The following is a 17014-nucleotide window of genomic DNA, read 5'->3' as shown; positions in this document are numbered from 1 at the left end:
CACCGCCTTTATCCGGCGAGCCCCCGAGGTACCCCGACGCGGACGACCAACCACAACCTTCTTTCGCCCCCTCCGCCCCTACCCGTCCCGTACCTGGAGGCTGCGCCCCCAGACCCCCGCATCGCGCTGAACGCGCTCGTCCTCAAACGCCGGACAGGCTGAAAATCTCTCGGAACCGCGCGGATGGATGCGTGGGTGGAAACGCAAGTGGGGCGGCGATCGGAACAACGCCGCCCCACCCCAAACGCCCGACAGCCTGAAGACCACAGGGCCGGAGCCGAAGAGCGTTGCTGCCGGGCCACCACGGCCCGCAGCCGAACGACGACGGAAGGGGGCGTGCCGGTACGTCCAGACGCCCGTCGCGTACGCCCGCGTCACCGGACCCCCGCACCCTTGCCCAACATCTGATCCGTCGGCGACGGGCGGGACGTACCGGCACGCCCCCGACCCACCCACCGGACGGCAAACGCACCCGCACCCGCACCCACACCCGCACCGGACGGCGCAAACGCACAGGCACCGGACACCACACACCCACCGGCACCAGCACCAGCACAAGGCACCGATCAGCTAACCCCGGCGGGCAGCCCCCGCCCCCAACGCCCGCCCCTGCGGCACAATCCCCGCCGGCACCGCCCGCTGCCGAGCAGGCGTCCCCGTCCAACAGGTCCCCCGCCGACCCAGCAACCGCCGCAACCACACCTCAAGGGAGACGAGATCCGCCAGCCCGTCCAAGGGCAGCGGCTCCCCCGAGGCGGCCGCGCGCAGCGCCTTGCGGACGACGCGTGCCTCCACCAGCCCGGCCTGCGCCAGCAGAGGCGTGTCGAACAGGGCGATCAGGGAATCCGCGGCGACCCGCAACCCCGTACGTGCGGCAGCCGCCGAGGAGGCATGGGACGGCGCGCCCCACCCGGGCGGCAGATCCCCCACCCCGGCCCCCTCCAGCACCGTACGGAGGATCGCGGCCCGGGCACCGGGCTGAACCCGCAGTGCCTCCGGAAGGGCACGGCACGCGCGGACGACCTGGTTGTCGAGGAACGGCGCGTGCAGCCGCTGGAAACGGACCTCGGCGGCCTGCTCCAGGACGCGCAGATCGGACGCGTGGCGCGCGAGGGCGGCGCGCGCGCGGAAGTCGCCCGGCCGCTGCCCGGGACCGACGCCGGCCCGGCCCGAGACAACCTGTAGGCGAACCGATACTTCAGCCAGCGCCTCACCGGTGAGCCAGCGCGCGGCGGGCCCGGGTCTGGCCCAGGTGAGGGCCGCGAGCGAGGCCCCGACGGCACCGCCCGGCTCGTCGAACCGGCGCTGCATCAGGCGGTCGGCGAGGACGTCGACCCCGGTGCGGTACGGCGTACGGGCGAGCTTGCGTGCCGCGCCGTACACGCGCGCGGGGACCATGACGGACCCGTCCGCCTTGGTGAGCGCGGCGACGGGCTTCACCAGGTGACGGCGTTTGCGGTCCATCAGGAGGTCGGCGAGCCGGGCCGGGTGGGCGTCCATGACCTGCCGGGCGCCGTACCCCGTGAAGTGATCCGCGCTCCCGGAGGACAGCCTGGCCCGGTGCCGCGCGGCGGTCACGAGGGACGGCCCCGGCTCGTCGGTGAGCGGCCCCTCCAGGTCGGCGTAAGGGAGCGTCTCCTCGCCCCCGGTGACCACCACATGGTGGAGCCGGGGATTCGCGGCCAGCGAGCCCGCCCGTTCCAGCTCGGATTCCCGCCCGCCGACGGCGAGGTCGTTGAAAGTGACCGCCAGGAGACGCTCACCGGCGCCCGTGCCATGCCCCAGGACTGTCCCGGGCGCCCCAGGGAGCCCCGCCGCGAGCAGCGCCAGCGTGGCCGAGGCGGGCCCTCCGGAGAGGTCGGCGCCGATCCCCGGGACGGGCATCCCGCGCGCGGCCCGCCGCTCGGCGGGCCCCATGCCGGGCACGGGCCCGGGGTCCACATCGGTCCCCGGCACATGCCGGGGCGCGGCGAGACGGGCGCGTACGGCCTCTACAAGGGCGTCGCGTACGGCGTCCACCGCGCTGATGGGATCGGCCGAGGGGGTGGCGACGGCGAGGGAGGTGGTCTGCTCGTAGCTTGCGATCTCGCGCGCCCCGGCGCGCAGGATCAGCGCATGCCCCGGCGGAATGCGCCGTACGCCCTCGTACGGGGTCGAGTCCTGCACCGCGGCCGGTACGTCGGGGGCGGCCAGCAGCGCCGCCAGGTGCCCGAAGTCGAGGTTGGCCTCGATGAGGTCAGCGAGCGGCAGGGCGGCGGTCGCGTACGCCGTACCGCCCGCCCAGGGGGTGTAGAAGACGGGCCGCGCGCCCGCGAGGTCGCCCGCGATCATGAGGCGGCGGCCGACCTGGACGACGGCGGTGTAGCTGCCGGACCAGGCGGTGAGATGGCGAAGTGCGCCGCCGCGCGCGGCGAAGAGTCCCACCCGCAGTTCTTCGTCGGAGGCTCCGCAGATGCCGAGGACGGCCATCCGGTTCTGCTCGTCGACCTTCACGACGCGCACCTCGTCGGGGCGCCAGTCGCCGACGGCCCAGAGCGGATCGGGGTCGCCCCACAGGAGTTGGGAACCCACCGGGTGAACGGTCTCCCCGTCGCTTCCCGTGGCGCCCGCCGAGCCGATCTCAGGCGCTCTGGCGACGGTGCTGCTCCACCCCACCAACCATCGCATCGCCGCCTCCACAGGCTGTGGACAACCAGTGCACCGCACGAACTGGGCACCATGCTGCCACGAAGGAGGCACACGGGAGGGCACCTGGGGAGGCTTGCGCTCCCTGAAGTGCGCCCCCGTAAGAGTGTATTGAGCCCGTCAGGAGCAAGTCGGCAGCAAGACACCGAGGACATACCGGCACCGAACGGCCGACGGACGAGCGACGGATCGAGGACCGACCCGCGACCGACCGGCAACCGACCAACGTCCGACAGCAGCGGACCCGCGACCGTCCGGCAGCAGATCCGCGACCGACGGGCAGCAGATCCGCGACCGTCCGGAGACGGACCAATAACCAACACCACCGAATCTGCGACGTGAATGCGCCCCCGATACACTCCCCAAGAACACCCCGTGCGCCCTCAAGTGACGTGGTAGGAGCGCTAATTGCCCGCAAAGACCACCGTTGATTTTCAGCCAAATCGGCTTTTGGCGGCCAGGTCCGCACACGCTCCGTACAGGCCTTCCGCACCGCTTCGCCAACGCACAGTCCGGGAGGCGGAGTTCGCCTCCCGGACCGGTCCGCCGCCCGCGGGGATGTAGGCGGCGGTGTCCCCCAGCCCACTGGATCCAGTACAGCGGGCCGACCCACGCATCATCCATGGAAGCGCTCCCCCGGTGGCCGGAGAAGAGCGCACGGACGGGCGCACAGCCACACAACGGGAGCACACCGCAACCGTCCGTACTGTCGTACGGACCACAATCCCGCCATCCGGAACTACGCCCCTTAACGCTTGGGATGCAGCGAACTACGCTGGGTTTACGAATGCCGGGTGGTTATGCCAGCGCGGCAGCCGTCTGTGTCGAGGGGTGGCGCATGTCCAGGGAGCAACGCGGGCCGAACGAAAAACTCGGCACCGTTCTCGCCCTCGCGGGAATCAGCAACGCAGGACTCGCGCGTCGCGTCAACGATCTTGGCGCTCAACGCGGGTTGACTCTTCGCTACGACAAGACGTCGGTGGCGCGCTGGGTGTCGAAGGGAATGGTGCCCCAAGGTGCCGCGCCGCACCTCATCGCGGCCGCGATCGGCCAGAAACTCGGCCGTCCCGTGCCGCTCCACGAGATCGGCCTGGCGGACGCGGATCCCGCGCCGGAGGTGGGTCTCGCGTTCCCTCGTGACGTCGGGCAGGCGGTGCGGTCGGCGACGGAGCTGTACCGCCTCGACCTCGCCGGGCGCCGGGCCGGCGGCGGTATCTGGCAGTCGCTCGCCGGATCCTTCGCAGTGAGCGCTTACGCAACTCCCGCTTCGCGGTGGCTGATAACCCCGGCCGACAGCTCGGTGGCGCGCGAGGCGAGCCCCGGTGAGGGCTCCGGAGCGCCGCAGAAAGTCGGCCACAGCGATGTGCTGAAGCTGCGCGAGGCAGCCGAGGACGCCAGGCGCTGGGACTCCAAGTACGGGGGCGGCGACTGGCGTTCATCCATGGTGCCCGAGTGCTTGAGGGTGGAGGCGGCGCCGCTGCTGCTCGGCTCGTACTCCGACGAGGTCGGCAGGGCGCTGTTCGGGGCGAGTGCCGAACTCACCCGCCTCGCCGGGTGGATGGCCTTCGACACCGGCCAGCAGGAAGCCGCCCAGCGCTACTACATCCAGGCCCTGCGGCTGGCCCGGGCGGCCGCCGACGTGCCCCTGGGGGGCTACGTACTGGCCTCCATGTCCCTCCAGGCGACCTACCGCGGCTTCGGCGACGAGGGCGTCGACCTCGCCCAGGCCGCCCTGGAGCGCAACCGGGGCCTGGCCACCGCCCGCAACATGAGCTTCTTCCGGCTCGTCGAGGCACGCGCGCACGCACGCACCGGTGACGCCCATGCGGCCGGCGCGGCCCTGCGGGCCGCCGAAGGCTGGCTGGAGCGGGCCCGGGACGGTGACAACGACCCTTCCTGGCTCGGCTTCTACTCGTACGACCGTTTCGCCGCCGACGCCGCCGAGTGCTACCGCGATCTCAAGGCACCACGCCAGGTGCGCCGCTTCACCGAGCAGGCGCTGTCGCAGCCGACCGAGGAGTTCGTACGCTCCCACGGTCTGCGGCTGGTGGTCTCGGCGGTCGCCGAGCTGGAGTCGGGCAATCTGGACGCGGCCTGCGAGCAGGGCGTCCGGGCGGTGGAGGTCGCCGGGCGCATCTCCTCCGCGCGCACCACGGAGTACGTGAAGGACCTCCTGCACCGGCTGGAGCCCTACGGCGACGAACCGCGCGTGGTGGAGCTGCGGGAGCGGGCGCGGCCGTTGCTCATGGCACCGGCCTAGGTGTATTGACTCGCAGGGTTGTTGACGCGGCTGCCTGGCTGGTGCCGCCTTCGGAGTGCGGGTGATCAGTGGCTGGTCGCGCAGTTCCCCGCGTCCCCGGTCGCCCCTGCGGGGCTCCTTGGGCCGCCTCCCCTGGTTTGAAGGCATTGTCAGTGGCGCAGTGCACTCTTGAAGCCGGGAGGTGGTGCGGGTGCGGAGCGGGTACGACTGCGATGTGCTGGTGATCGGCGGCGGGATCGTCGGGCTGTCCACGGCGTATGCGATCACGCGCGCGGCGCCGGGCACCCGGGTCACGGTGCTGGAGAAGGAGCGCGCCCCGGCCCGCCACCAGACGGGGCGCAACAGCGGGGTGATCCACAGCGGGATCTACTACCGCCCGGGCTCCCTGAAGGCGCGGTACGCGGTGCGGGGCGCCGCCGAGATGGTCAAGTTCTGTTCGGAGTACGACATCGCGCACGCCGTCACCGGCAAGCTGATCGTCGCCACCGAGAAGGCCGAGCTGCCCCGGCTGCACGGACTGGTCCAGCGCGGCCGGGAGAACGGCATTCCGGTGCGGGAGCTGGGCCCCGCCCAGATAGCGGAGTACGAGCCCGAGGTGCGCGGGCTCGCCGCCATCCATGTCGGCACGACCGGGGTCTGCGACTTCGTCGCGGTGGCACGGCAGCTCGCGGAGTCCTCCGGCGCGGAGATCCGGTACGGCGCGGACGTCGTCCGTATCGACCGGCGCTCCGGACTCGGCGCCGCCGTCCGCATGGCCGACGGGGCGGTTGTCCGGGGGCGCGTCCTGGTCAACTGCGCGGGGCTGCACTGCGACGAGATCGCCCGGCTTGCGGGAGACGATCCCGGGATGCGGATCGTGCCCTTCCGCGGCGAGTACTACACGCTGGCGCGGCCCGAGCTCGTCCATGGGCTGGTGTATCCCGTGCCCGACCCGGCGTTCCCCTTCCTCGGGGTGCATCTCACCCGGGGGATCGACGGGGTCGTGCACATCGGGCCCAACGCGGTGCCCGCGCTCGCCCGGGAGGGGTACGGGTGGGGTGTCGTACGTCCGCTTGAGCTGGGCGCGACACTGGCGTGGCCCGGGACCTGGCGGATAGCGCGGCGGCACTGGCGGTACGGGGTGGGGGAGCTACGGCGGTCGGTGTCCAAGCGGGCGTTCACGGGGGCCGTGCGGCGGCTGTTGCCCGCGGTGACCGAGGGCGACCTTGTGGCCGCCCGTGCCGGGGTCCGGGCGCAGGCGGTGCTCCGTGACGGCACCCTGGTGGACGACTTCCTCATCCGGGAGGGACCCCGGACGGTGCATGTGCTGAACGCTCCGTCGCCCGCGGCCACGGCTTCGCTGCCGATCGGGCGGGAGGTTGCCCGGCGGGCACTGGGGGCGCTGGCGGAGACGTGAGGGCCCTGCGGCGGAGCCGCTCATGGATGCCGGTTCGCCCCCTCCGCCCCTACCCGTCCCGTACCTGGGGCTGCCGCCCCCAGACCCCCGCTGTCGACCTGGACGGCCTCGTCCTCAAACGCCGGACGGGCTGAAAATCCCCAGCTCCGGCCCCCCGTAAAATGAACCCCACTGTGTCTGAGCCCAACGCCTCCCCCCAAGCCCCCCGCCCCAAGGGCGAGCCCCGTTTCCCCGACGGGCCGAAGCCCGATCCCGCCGGGTCCCACTTCGAGCGGCGGATTCGGAGCTTTCAGCCGCGGCGGAGCCGGGTGACGGTCGGGCAGGCGGACGCGTTGCAGCGGCTGTGGCCCAAGTGGGGCCTGGATATCGACGGGCAGCGCACGCTGGACCTCGCGGAGCTGTTCGGCGGCGAGGGTCCCGTCGTACTGGAGATCGGGTTCGGGATGGGCGAGGCCACCGCGCAGATGGCGGCCGAGGCCCCGGAGACCGGGATCCTGGCGGTCGACGTCCACACCCCCGGCCAGGGCAACCTGCTCAATCTCGCGGACCGGAACGGGCTGTCCAACATCCGGGTGGCCAACGGCGACGCGATCATCCTGCTCAGGGAGATGCTCACACCGGACTCCCTGAGCGGCCTGCGCGTGTACTTCCCCGACCCCTGGCCCAAGAAGCGGCACCACAAGCGCCGGCTGATCCAGCCGGAGTTCCTCAGCCTCGCCGCGACCCGTCTCCGACCGGGCGCCGTGATCCACTGCGCGACCGACTGGGAACCATACGCCGAACAGATGCTCGAAGTGCTGAGCGCGCACCCCGACTTCGAGAACACCCGGCCCGACGGCGGTTACGCGCCACGTCCGGACTTCCGGCCGCTGACCCGTTTCGAGGGCCAGGGACTGGACAAGGGTCATGTGGTGAACGACCTGCTGTTCCGGCGCGTACAGCACCGGGACCAGCAATCCGTCGGCGACTGACCCCCCAAGACGGCACCGGCCACCACACCGGACACCACGCACCGTCGCGGGCAGCGCCCCTCCCTCGTTAGGGTCGATGCCGTGGCCACCAGCCCTCCGTACCCGACGCACCCCACCGGCCCCGCCGACGGAGCACCGCGGCAGCGTGCGCACTGGTGGCGGAGAAGGTGGGTGCGTTACGGCGCGCTGGTCACCCTGCTCGCGATATCCGGGCTGGTGATCCTTGCCCTCGTCCGCCAGCAGACCGGCACCGAGGGCTTCCTGGTCGGCCTCGGTCTCGCCGTACTCCCCGTCCCACTCCTGATCGCCGCGTTCCGCTGGCTGGACCGCGTCGATCCGGGCCCCTGGCGGAACCTGCTCTTCGCCTTCGCCTGGGGCGCCTGCGCGGCCGCGCTCATAGCGATCGTCGCCAACAGTTTCGCAACGCGATGGATAGCGACGGCCACCGCCGACCCGACCAATGCCGACACCCTCGGCGCGACCGTCATAGCGCCCATCGTGGAGGAGTCCGCGAAGGCGGCAGCCGTCCTGCTGGTCTTCCTCTTCCGCAGGCGGGACTTCACCGGGATCGTCGACGGGGTCGTCATAGCCGGGGTCACCGCCACCGGCTTCGCCTTCACCGAGAACATCCTCTACCTCGGCACCGCCTTCGGCACCGACCAGCTCAGCGGCGACCGCGGGTTCATGTCGGTCACCGCCGCCACCTTCTTCGTCCGCGTGGTGATGTCACCCTTCGCGCACCCGCTGTTCACGGTCCTGACCGGCATCGGCTTCGGCGTCGCGGCCCTGTCCGCCGAACGCCACCATGTGCGCCGCGTCCTGCTGCCCCTCGCCGGGCTCCTGCTCGCCATGGGCATGCACGCCATGTGGAACGGCTCGTCGAGTTTCGGCGAGTTCGGCTTCTTCGCGGTGTACGCCACGTTCATGGTGCCCGCGTTCGCCCTGCTGACCGGGCTGATCATCTGGACCCGGCAGCGGGAACTGCGCACCGTGCGTGCGGAACTGCCCGCGTACGCCGCCGCCGGCTGGCTGTCCGCGCCCGAGCCGTACGCGCTCGGCTCGATGCAGGCGCGCCGGATCGCCCGCAGGTACGCCGCCCGCCATCTCGGCAAGCCCGCCGCCCGCTCCGTCGCCGAGTACGAGGCGTACGCGACCTCGCTGGCGTTCCTGCGGCACCGGGCGCGCGACGGCCGCGCGGGCGCCGACTTCGTCGTACGGGAGCGGGAGTTGCTCCACGAGCTGTGGCGCCGCCGCGAGATCGCCCGCCCGGCCCTGACGTACGCGGCCCGGGCAGCGGCAGCGGTCCCGCCGCCGCCCTGGCCCACGTACGGGTACGCGCCCGCGCACACCGAGCCCTACTGGCAGCCCTACGGGACGGCGACGCCGTACCCCGCGTACAACCCGTACCGCTCGTAGTACGTCAAGTACGGCAGCGATTGGTTACGCCGACGCCTCCGTCAGCCTGCCCAGCTCCGCGTCCGTGAGGACGAGGTCCGCCACTCCCAGCAGCGCCGAAAGCTGCTCCACGGACCGCGCGGAGGCGATCGGCGCCGCGACCGTCGGCTGGGCGGCGAGCCAGGCCAGGGCGACGGTGGCGACCGGGACGTCGTGGGCCTGGGCGACCTCGTCGAGGGCGGCCAGCACACGCGGGCCCCGGTCGGTCTCCAGGTGCTTGGCCGCGCCCCCCGCACGCGGCGAGTCGACCGTCGTACCCGGGCGGTACTTGCCGGTGAGGAAGCCGGACGCGAGGCCGTAGTACGGGACGGCCGCCAGGCCCGAGCGGGAGGCGATGTCGCGGAGCGGACCCTCGTAGGTGTCGCGCGAGACCAGGTTGTACTCCGGCTGGAGGGCGACGTAGCGGGCGAGGCCCTCGCGGTCGGAGAGGTCCAGGGACTCCTGGAGCCGCTCGGGCGAGATGTTGGATGCCGCGATGTTGAGCACCTTGCCGGCCTTCACCAGCTCGTCGAGGGCGCCGATGATCTCCTCGACCGGCACCTCGGGCTTGTCGAAGTGGGTGAAGTAGAGGTCGATGTAGTCGGTGTCCAGACGGCGCAGCGACGCGTCGGCCGCGGCCTTGATGTTGTCGCCGGACAGCCCCGGGTAGTCGGGGTGCTGGCTGACCTTGGTGGCGATCACGATGTCGGAGCGGTTGCCGCGCGCCTTGACCCACTTGCCGATGATGGTCTCGGACTCACCACCCTTGTTGCCCTCGATCCACGCCGAGTACGAGTCGGCGGTGTCGAGGAAGTTGCCGCCGCCGGCCGCGTACGCGTCGAGCACGGCGAAGGACTGTGCCTCATCGACGGTCCAGCCCCAGACGTTGCCGCCGAGGGCGAGCGGGAAGACCTCAAGGTCGGACGAACCAAGCTTGCGAAGAGAAGTCATGCCAGAATTCAACGTCCTGAGCGGATGACTGTATTCCGCACGTACCTGACCGGCAGCCCTGACGTCGGGGGGATGACGTCAGGGCTGCCGGGGAACAGGGAACAACGCACGTACGCGCCTGTACGGCACCGTACGCGTCAGGGGTTGAGCCCCTTGCTCTGCAGCCACGCCATCGGGTCGATCCCGGTCTCGGAGCCGTCCGGGTGAACCTCCAGGTGCAGATGCGCCCCGGTGACGTTGCCCGTCGCACCCACGCGCCCGATGACATCACCGGTGGCGACCTTCTGCCCCACGCTGACGCTGATCGACGACTGGTGGCAGAACCACAGCTCCGTGCCGTCGTCGAGGGTGAGGATCGTGCGGTAGCCGTACGACCCGGCCCAGCCCGCCTCCGTGACGGTGCCGCTGTGGACCGCCTTGATCAGCGTGCCCGTGGGAGCGGCGAAGTCGAGGCCGGTGTGATAGCCGGAGGACCACAGCGCGCCGGCCTGACCGAAGGTCGAGGTGATGGTGTACGAGGAGGTCGGCAGCGTGTAGCTCTTGGCGAGCTCGGCGAGGCGCTCCGCCTCCGCCTTGGCCGCGGCCTCCTCCTCCGCCTTCTTCTTCGCGGCGGCTTCCTTGGCCTCGGCCGCCTTCTGCTCCTTGGCGGCGGCGTCGGCTGCCTTCTTCACGGCGGCTGTCTGGGCGGCCTGCTGGGCCGCGGTGTCCGCCTGGTCCTTCTGGACCTCGGCCTGCTGCATGATGCGCGAACGCAGGACCTCGCCCGCGTCCGTGGCGCCCTGCTCGGTGTCGGCGGTCGTCAGACCGGCGCTGGTGAGCGGGGTGGTGGAGCCCTTGGCCTCGTCGCCGGAGCTGTCGTCCAAGAGGATCGAGCCCACGGACGGCAGGTCGGGCACCGAGATCGAAACCGGCGGCTTGCCGGGCGCCGCGGTGGCCATGCCACCCGCGCCGACGGCGGCTATGACGCCGACGCCCAGAACGGTGGAGCTGCGAGCGAGTCCGCCGCCTCCGCGTTGCTTGGAGACGCGGTGCCGGCCGCGGATGGGACGGAGGGATTCCTCGGTGGGATTCCACTCCTCCCGGGGGCCCTCGTCGTCCATGCCGTAACCGAAGGTGTGCGTTTCGCTCGGCGGGTACGAGGGTGCCTGGGCAGGCGGGTTGGACGCCACGTGGGCGTGCTCCTTTCCTTCCTTCTCGCCTACCGGGTTAGCTGACGGGTTCGGAGCAGGAAGGTCTCCTACGCGCGTCAACCGCTGGTGTTCCCACCGCGGAAGACGCTCGATTCACCCCAAGTTGGTGGTTCCCCGGTTCCCTTGCGGGATTCGGCGCGTGCGCACGGAGCCGACTCTTGTGACGGCTGGGACTACCGCGCTGCGTTATCGAACGTTAATAGACGCGGGCACCGGATTCCAAGCCGTTCTGACTGATCATTAACGCTTCTGGCCAGGACTTACGGGTCATCACCACCGTAAAACGGGCGAGTTGACCGTCTCTTGTCGGTCACCTGATTTCTGACGGTGCATCAGATGTTATGCGGAGGGACGCCATCCGATCACCCCTGGTGACAACGCGACCGAAGGCTTTCACGGACGCCGTACGGCGAGCAGCGCCATGTCGTCCGTCGTGCCGCCGCCGGAGTGCCGGCGGACCTCCTCGGCGAGGGTGGTCAGCAGCGCCTCGGGCGCCGGGAAGGTCCGTCCGGCGAGGCTCGCCGCGGGATCGTAGAAGCGCCCGCGTTCGTCGCGGGCCTCGGACAGCCCGTCCGTATGGAGGAGCAGCATGGCTCCCCGCGGGAACTCCGCCTGCTGCGCACGGTCGGGCCACATGCCCAACTCGCCCATTCCGAGGGGCAGTGCGGGATCCTCGGCGTCGAGCGTGGTGAGTGTGCCGTCCGCGCGCAGGAGCAGCGGCGGGGGATGGCCGCGGTTGACGATCCGTACGACCTCCTCGCCGTGCGGGATCTCCGCCAGCACCGCCGTGGTGAACCCCTCGAAGGCGTCGAGGCTTTCGCGCCGGGTGCCCTCGCGTGCCAGGGCCCGCTCCAGGCGTCCCGCGACCGCCTCCAGCGTCGCCTCCTGCTCGGCCGCCTCCCGGAACGCCCCGATGACGACGGCGACGGCGGCCACCGCACCGATGCCCTTGCCGCGTACGTCGCCCACGACCAGCCGTACGCCGTACGGGGAGTCCTGCACCGCGTAGAGGTCACCGCCGATGAACGCGTCCTCCTGCGCCGCCTCGTACCGCGCCGCGACGTCGAGCCCGCCGATCCGCTCCTCGGGCTGCGGCAGTACGGCGCGCTGGGCGGCCTCGGCGATCTCGCGGACGGAGGCGAGCCGCTCGTTGCCGCGCCGGACGACGACGTTGATGAAGGCGGCCAGTGCGGCGGCCGTCGCCACCGTGATCGCTTCGGTGACCGCCTCGGCGTGCAGGGCCACCCCGAGCTTCATCTGGACCGCGACGGCCCCCACGACGGCCAGGGCTCCGGTCACCACGGTGCCGCGCAGCGAGTAGAGGGGCGCCGCCACGAGCGCGGCGGCCGTGAAGAGGGGGGCGCCGGTGAAGTCCTTCGGCGTGAAGTACTCGTAGAGGATCCCGGCGACGATGAGCAGCGCGGGGAGCACCCGGACGAACCTCTGGGTGTGCGAGACCCTCCGCCCGTCGATTCCCGCCGGTCCGGGCGGCGCCGCGCCCGCCAGCCCGGGGTCGGGCACGGGATCTCCCGGCAACCGCCCACCGGACCGGTCGTACGACGGGTCGAGCGGCTGGTCGGGCGAACCGTCGTACGGATCGCCGTGTCGGTCGCCGCTCCGGTCGCCGGACGGGTTGCTCCGGTCGTGCGGATCCCCCGCCCGCTGCTCGCCTGCTTGCTGCCCCACCCGTCCAGATTTCCCGGAGCGGGGGCGGGCGGCGACCGGTGTGAGCCGACCGAGGGACGCCCGCGTCCCCGGGGCACGGGCAAACACCAAGGGCCGGAACTCGTGAATCCGAGTTCCGGCCCTTGGCCTTGAGTAGCGGGGACAGGATTTGAACCTGCGACCTCTGGGTTATGAGCCCAGCGAGCTACCGAGCTGCTCCACCCCGCGCCGTTAAACGCAACTATACGCCATCAGCGGGACCCCCAGGACCAGCATGGATGCCCACCCCTCAGGCGGCCGGATTCCCGGCGTGCGTGAGCGTCTCCCAGGACACGAAGAGATCGTCCGTGCCGGCCGGCCGCGTCTGCTCGGCCAGCCGGTGGGCGGCCGGGACGTGCACGTCGAGCCGGTCCTCCAGGTGGTTGAGCGCGACCTCCAGGTCGGGCCCCATGTTCCGGTCGACCCGCCCGCCGCACAGCCACGCGGGCGCCGTCTCCCCCATCTGGTATCTGGAGTGGAAGTCGAGCGCGGCCTTCAGCCGGTCCTTGACGCCGCTGTAGAGGTCGACGCCCTGGTGCCAGGCGGTCTCGGCGATGTGCGCGGTGGCGGCGAGCGAGTACCCGACGTGCTTGAAGTTGCGGCAGGTCTCCTGCGAGACCCCGTCCGTGTAGCGCTGCTGGCCGAACCAGTACGTGGTCAGCTTCTGCGGGGTGTCGACGGTGCTGCCGACGGGTGTCAGCGGCACCTTCCCGTCCTTCGCGAGGTAGAAGTACGCGGGCACGCGCTGGCGGAACCGCTCGACGGCGTCGTCGAACGCCTTGTGGTCGTCGAGGAACACAGCGATCCCGATGGCGGCGTCGGTCATGACGAGGTCCCAGTTCCCGTTGTAGTCCGGGACCTTCCTGCTGACTTCGGGGAGGTAGGCGGTCCGCAGCATGCCCTGGAACCGTGCCACGCTCGCCGTCGGCCAGGTGGCTCCGGTGTGCCGCACGATCTCCCCGGCCCGCGCCCAGGTGGACCCGGCCCACGCGGTCTGCAGGCCGGCGTTCCCCTCCGTGTGCCGCTTCACCTTCCCCGACCAGGCGTCCATGATCTGAACCGCCTTGTCGGCGTGCTCCTGCTTGCCCGTGATGCTCCACAGCAAGGCCTGCGTGTACGCCGCGATCGCGTCCTCGCGCTCCTCGACACAGCCGTGCCCGGCCCGGGTGCCGGGTGGGCACTCGACGGTGGCGTACGGCTTCGCCTCGTATTTGTACGACCCGTACTTGCTGTCCCGCATGTCCAGGAACGCCTGCAGCCACGGCTGCTCCCCGGCGTCCACATGCTTTCGTACGGCGCTCAACTGGTCCTTGCTGACCAGCACCCCGGGGTGCTCGAACGCCGCGTCCTTCGCCCGCGCCCGCACCGTCCGCCCCTGCGACGACATCCCGCACGACGCCACCAGCCCCACCAACAGCGGCGCCACCAGCACCGCCGCCACCCGCCGCCCCACTGAACCCATCGCTGCTCCTACCTCTGTCCTCTGTGCCGGCTCAGGAGCAGCATTACGTGTGGGGGGAGGGGGCGCAGGATCTCTTAGGCCGCCTGAGATCTTTTAGCCCGTCCGGCGCTTGAGGACGGGGCGGTTCAGGGCGATGCGGGGGTCTGGGGGCGGCAGCCCCAGGAAGAAGGGACGGGTAGGGGCGGAGGGGGCGAAAAAACTCACGGCCGCACCACCCACCCCGCCGCGAGCTACCCCAGCAGATGCCGATTGGGCGCCACCGCGAGCTCCTCGTACTCCGGAAGCACGACGACCTCGGCCCCCGCCGCCACCAGAACCCCGTTCCCATCGGCCCCCGCCACGAACGTGTCCGGCTCCCGCCAAGCGGTGACAACCCTCCGCACCCCGGCATCAAGAATGAGCCGCGCACACGGCACGGCTCGCGACGCCCGCCGAGCACACGGCTCAAGGCTGCTGTACACGGTGGCGGACGCGAGCCGAGGATCGGCAGGATCGACCTTGGCGAGCGCAGCCTCCTCAGCGTGCACCAGGGGATCACCACCCTCCCGGGAGTACCCGCGCGCCAGCTCGGTCCCGTCCGCGGCCACCACAACCGCCCCCACACTGAACGCACTCTCCGACGCCGGACACAACGCCGCCAGCTCGCAGGCAACCCCCAGCCAGCGCCGGTCGGCGGCGGAGGCGAGCCCACCGGCTCCGGGCGCGGTGGGAACGTACCGAATGAGTACGACGTCCCCGACGGCCCGCGTCTCCACCATCCTCAGCCGCCCGGCGGGGTACGGGCCCGGCCCGAAGAGCCGGGGCGCGTCCGTCTCCCCGACGAACAGCGGCGCGACGGCGAGCTGGATCTCGTCCGCGAGCCCCTCCCGTACCAACTGCGTGTGCACCCGGCCGCCCCCCTCGACCATGAGTCGCCGCACACCTCGTACGTCATGGAGGTGTTCGAGGACGGCCCGCCAGTCCAGTTCGGGGCCGACCGGAACGACGTCGGTGTCCGGCCCCAGCCCCGGCCCGCGCAGCCGTCCGGCGCCCTTGTCGGTCGTGTAGACGACCTTCTCGCCGCCGGTGTGCCAGAACTGCGCGCCGGGGTCGAGGTCACCGGACCCACTGACCGTGACCTTCAACGGGTACGCGGAGCGCCCCGCGGCCACCCGGGCCGCGCGCCGCTCGGCCGAGTTGACCAGCAGCCGCGGGTTGTCCGTGCGGAGGGTGCCGGCGCCGACCAGGATCGCGTCACTGGACGCCCGTACCTCGTCGACACGGTCGAAGTCGGCCGCACCGGAGAGGAGCAGCCGTTCGGGACCGGTGTCGTCGAGGAAGCCGTCGAGGGAGACGGCGGCGGACAACAGGACGTAGGGGTGGGGCATGGGGCGCACACTCCAACTCGCGACGGCTCGGTACGACTCAATGGTGGCCTGTGGCCGACCGTCTCCGGTCCGCTCGACTCACGGTGGTTCAACTTTTAAACAATACCTACACTGGCGGCATGACGACCCGCTGGCTCTCCCCCGCAGAACAGCGCGCCTGGCGCTCGTACATCTCCGCGACCTCCCTCGTCGGCGACGCGATCGACCGCGGACTCCAGGCACAGGCAGGCATGCCGCACCTCTACTACTCCATCCTCGCCATGCTCTCCGAGGCGCCGGACCGGCGGCTGCGGATGACCGAGCTCGCGGAGATCCTGAAGATCACCCGCAGCCGTCTGACGTACGCCGTGACCCGGCTGGAGAACGACGGAACAGTACGCCGCGAGGGCTGCCCCAGCGACAAACGCGGCCATGTCGCCGTCCTGACGGACGAGGGCATGACCGTCCTGGAGCGGGCGGCGCCCGGGCATGTGGAGACGGTACGGAGTGCGCTCTTCGACCAGCTGACCGCCGAGGAGGTCGGGCAGTTGGAGGAGATCTGCCGGAAGGTCACGCGGGCGATCGAGGGCGAGAATGCCACGGCTTCTCGGGAAGATCTGCCGTGGCGGCGGCGTTCATCCACACCATGAGGCGCGAGCCGTGTGAGGCGTAGGGCCACGAAACCTATTGCTTGAACTTTAAAGCACCATGTACTGTATGTCTCCAAGGATGTGCTTCAAATCTTAAGCACTGAGCGATGCGCTGAGCCGATGCACGAACCCGCTGGACCGGACCGGAGAGACAACATGCGCGACTACCCCACCGCCACAGTGCGCACCCGAGTCACCGTGCCCCTGCGTTTCGGCGACGGTTACTCGGTCGACGGGGAGCTGGTCACCTTCCACGGCCTCGCCGACGGCCTGGAACACCTGGCCGTCGTCCTGGGCGAACCCGGGGCGGACCCGCTGGTGCGGCTGCACTCCGAGTGCCTGACCGGCGACGTCTTCGGCTCGGCCCGCTGCGACTGCGGCCCGCAGCTGCGCGAGGCGGTGGAACGGATCGCGGACCGCGGCGGTGTCCTGCTCTACCTCCGCCAGGAGGGCCGCGGCATCGGCCTCTACAACAAGCTGGACGCGTACGCCCTCCAGGACCAGGGCCTCGACACCTACGCCGCGAACGCCGCGCTCGGCCTCCCCGAGGACGGCCGCGACTACACCGCGGCCGCCCAGATGCTCCGGGCCCTCGGCATCGACTCCCTGGACCTGCTCTCCAACAACCCCGACAAGGCCGACCAGCTCCGCGACCTGGGTATCACGGTCGCCCACCGCGTCCCCACGGGCGTCTTCACCACCGCCCACAACGTCCGCTACCTCCGAGCCAAGGTCCTCCAGACCCAGCACACACTGCCGTTGACGGAGCTGACGGCGGGCTGACAGCCCCGCCGTCTCCGGCCGACTCCCGCGTACTCCCCCGCTGCCGCGACACCGAGGCGCAGAAGAAACTGGTCGTCAATTCCCTAGTGCGAAAGGGCAGTGTAGACCAAGGACACGGAAAGGATCCCGACGGCCGGGGGGGTCCGACGGGCTGCACGGTCGTTCGTTCTACAGGGTCACCC

At 71.2% G+C, this 17014-nt stretch carries 12 protein-coding genes, 1 tRNA gene, 1 pseudogene and 1 riboswitch; of the genes and pseudogenes, 7 read left to right on the top strand and 7 right to left on the bottom strand.

The genetic code is table 11. The features are described from left to right. Window positions 1-570: 570 nt before the first annotated feature. The gene (locus ACFWP7_RS30445; RefSeq protein ID WP_384387750.1) at window positions 571-2667 is read right to left on the bottom strand and encodes an asparagine synthase-related protein; all 2097 of its coding nucleotides are present in this window, start codon (window positions 2665-2667) and stop codon (window positions 571-573) included. 856 nt (window positions 2668-3523) lie between these two features. Between ACFWP7_RS30445 and ACFWP7_RS30440 the strand changes: the two genes are divergently transcribed. The 5 genes and pseudogenes from ACFWP7_RS30440 to ACFWP7_RS30420 all read left to right on the top strand — a co-directional run bounded on the left by ACFWP7_RS30440 (window position 3524) and on the right by ACFWP7_RS30420 (window position 8728). Beyond that, window positions 3524-4945, top strand: coding sequence for an MFS transporter (locus tag ACFWP7_RS30440; RefSeq protein WP_384387746.1), 1422 nt, complete (start codon window positions 3524-3526; stop codon window positions 4943-4945). A 190-nt stretch (window positions 4946-5135) separates the two neighbouring features. After that, window positions 5136-6341 (top strand): L-2-hydroxyglutarate oxidase, encoded by a 1206-nt coding sequence (gene lhgO, locus ACFWP7_RS30435; protein WP_384387744.1) that lies wholly within the window; start codon window positions 5136-5138, stop codon window positions 6339-6341. Continuing rightward, a pseudogene (locus ACFWP7_RS30430) lies at window positions 6334-6477 on the top strand (forkhead-associated protein); the annotation flags it as partial. The gene lhgO and the pseudogene ACFWP7_RS30430, both read left to right, overlap by 8 nt. Window positions 6478-6502: 25 nt before the next feature. Continuing rightward, on the top strand, window positions 6503-7312 hold the full coding sequence (gene trmB, locus ACFWP7_RS30425) for a tRNA (guanosine(46)-N7)-methyltransferase TrmB (protein WP_384387742.1): 810 nt from the start codon (window positions 6503-6505) through the stop codon (window positions 7310-7312). An 81-nt stretch (window positions 7313-7393) separates the two neighbouring features. Then, window positions 7394-8728 (top strand): PrsW family intramembrane metalloprotease, encoded by a 1335-nt coding sequence (locus ACFWP7_RS30420; RefSeq protein ID WP_384387738.1) that lies wholly within the window; start codon window positions 7394-7396, stop codon window positions 8726-8728. 24 nt (window positions 8729-8752) lie between these two features. Here ACFWP7_RS30420 and ACFWP7_RS30415 read toward each other — a convergent pair whose 3' ends face one another. The 6 genes from ACFWP7_RS30415 to ACFWP7_RS30390 all read right to left on the bottom strand — a co-directional run bounded on the left by ACFWP7_RS30415 (window position 8753) and on the right by ACFWP7_RS30390 (window position 15420). Further along, window positions 8753-9697, bottom strand: a complete 945-nt coding sequence (locus tag ACFWP7_RS30415; protein WP_384387735.1) for an aldo/keto reductase — start codon at window positions 9695-9697, stop codon at window positions 8753-8755. 137 nt (window positions 9698-9834) lie between these two features. After that, on the bottom strand, window positions 9835-10866 hold the full coding sequence (locus ACFWP7_RS30410; RefSeq protein WP_384387732.1) for a M23 family metallopeptidase: 1032 nt from the start codon (window positions 10864-10866) through the stop codon (window positions 9835-9837). Window positions 10867-10877: 11 nt separating this feature from the next. Further along, a riboswitch (cyclic di-AMP (ydaO/yuaA leader) is annotated at window positions 10878-11035 on the bottom strand. A 245-nt stretch (window positions 11036-11280) separates the two neighbouring features. Then, a complete protein-coding gene (locus ACFWP7_RS30405) occupies window positions 11281-12408 on the bottom strand; it encodes a PP2C family protein-serine/threonine phosphatase (RefSeq protein WP_384387768.1) in 1128 nt (375 codons plus the stop codon). A 298-nt stretch (window positions 12409-12706) separates the two neighbouring features. After that, window positions 12707-12780: transfer RNA gene (locus ACFWP7_RS30400), tRNA-Met, on the bottom strand. 61 nt (window positions 12781-12841) lie between these two features. Further along, a complete protein-coding gene (locus tag ACFWP7_RS30395) occupies window positions 12842-14053 on the bottom strand; it encodes an alginate lyase family protein (protein ID WP_384387729.1) in 1212 nt (403 codons plus the stop codon). A 230-nt stretch (window positions 14054-14283) separates the two neighbouring features. Further along, entirely contained in the window at window positions 14284-15420 is a 1137-nt protein-coding gene (locus tag ACFWP7_RS30390; protein ID WP_384387726.1) for a dihydrofolate reductase family protein, read from the bottom strand. A 119-nt stretch (window positions 15421-15539) separates the two neighbouring features. Here ACFWP7_RS30390 and ACFWP7_RS30385 point away from each other — a divergent pair, with 119 nt between their 5' ends. Then, window positions 15540-16049: a MarR family winged helix-turn-helix transcriptional regulator gene (locus ACFWP7_RS30385; protein WP_384387724.1), complete on the top strand. Its 510-nt coding sequence runs from the start codon at window positions 15540-15542 to the stop codon at window positions 16047-16049. Window positions 16050-16205: 156 nt separating this feature from the next. Next, window positions 16206-16832 carry a GTP cyclohydrolase II gene (gene ribA, locus ACFWP7_RS30380; RefSeq protein WP_384387721.1) on the top strand — a complete coding sequence of 209 codons (627 nt, stop codon included), beginning with the start codon at window positions 16206-16208 and terminating at the stop codon, window positions 16830-16832. Window positions 16833-17014 lie beyond the last annotated feature (182 nt).

The organism is Streptomyces sp. NPDC058470 (genome assembly GCF_042721055.1).
Classification (GTDB): domain Bacteria; phylum Actinomycetota; class Actinomycetes; order Streptomycetales; family Streptomycetaceae; genus Streptomyces.
This window is presented reverse-complemented; position numbering and strand designations above follow the sequence as displayed.

Bases quoted from the DNA above. Each gene is read 5' to 3' on its own strand.
- ACFWP7_RS30445 (WP_384387750.1), bottom strand. From the start codon at position 2,667: ATGCGATGGTTGGTGGGGTGGAGCAGCACCGTCGCCAGAGCGCCTGAG.
- ACFWP7_RS30440 (WP_384387746.1), top strand. From the start codon at position 3,524: ATGTCCAGGGAGCAACGCGGGCCGAACGAAAAACTCGGCACCGTTCTC.
- trmB (WP_384387742.1), top strand. From the start codon at position 6,503: ATGAACCCCACTGTGTCTGAGCCCAACGCCTCCCCCCAAGCCCCCCGC.
- ACFWP7_RS30415 (WP_384387735.1), bottom strand. From the start codon at position 9,697: ATGACTTCTCTTCGCAAGCTTGGTTCGTCCGACCTTGAGGTCTTCCCG.
- ACFWP7_RS30395 (WP_384387729.1), bottom strand. From the start codon at position 14,053: ATGGGTTCAGTGGGGCGGCGGGTGGCGGCGGTGCTGGTGGCGCCGCTG.
- ACFWP7_RS30390 (WP_384387726.1), bottom strand. From the start codon at position 15,420: ATGCCCCACCCCTACGTCCTGTTGTCCGCCGCCGTCTCCCTCGACGGC.
- ACFWP7_RS30385 (WP_384387724.1), top strand. From the start codon at position 15,540: ATGACGACCCGCTGGCTCTCCCCCGCAGAACAGCGCGCCTGGCGCTCG.
- ribA (WP_384387721.1), top strand. From the start codon at position 16,206: ATGCGCGACTACCCCACCGCCACAGTGCGCACCCGAGTCACCGTGCCC.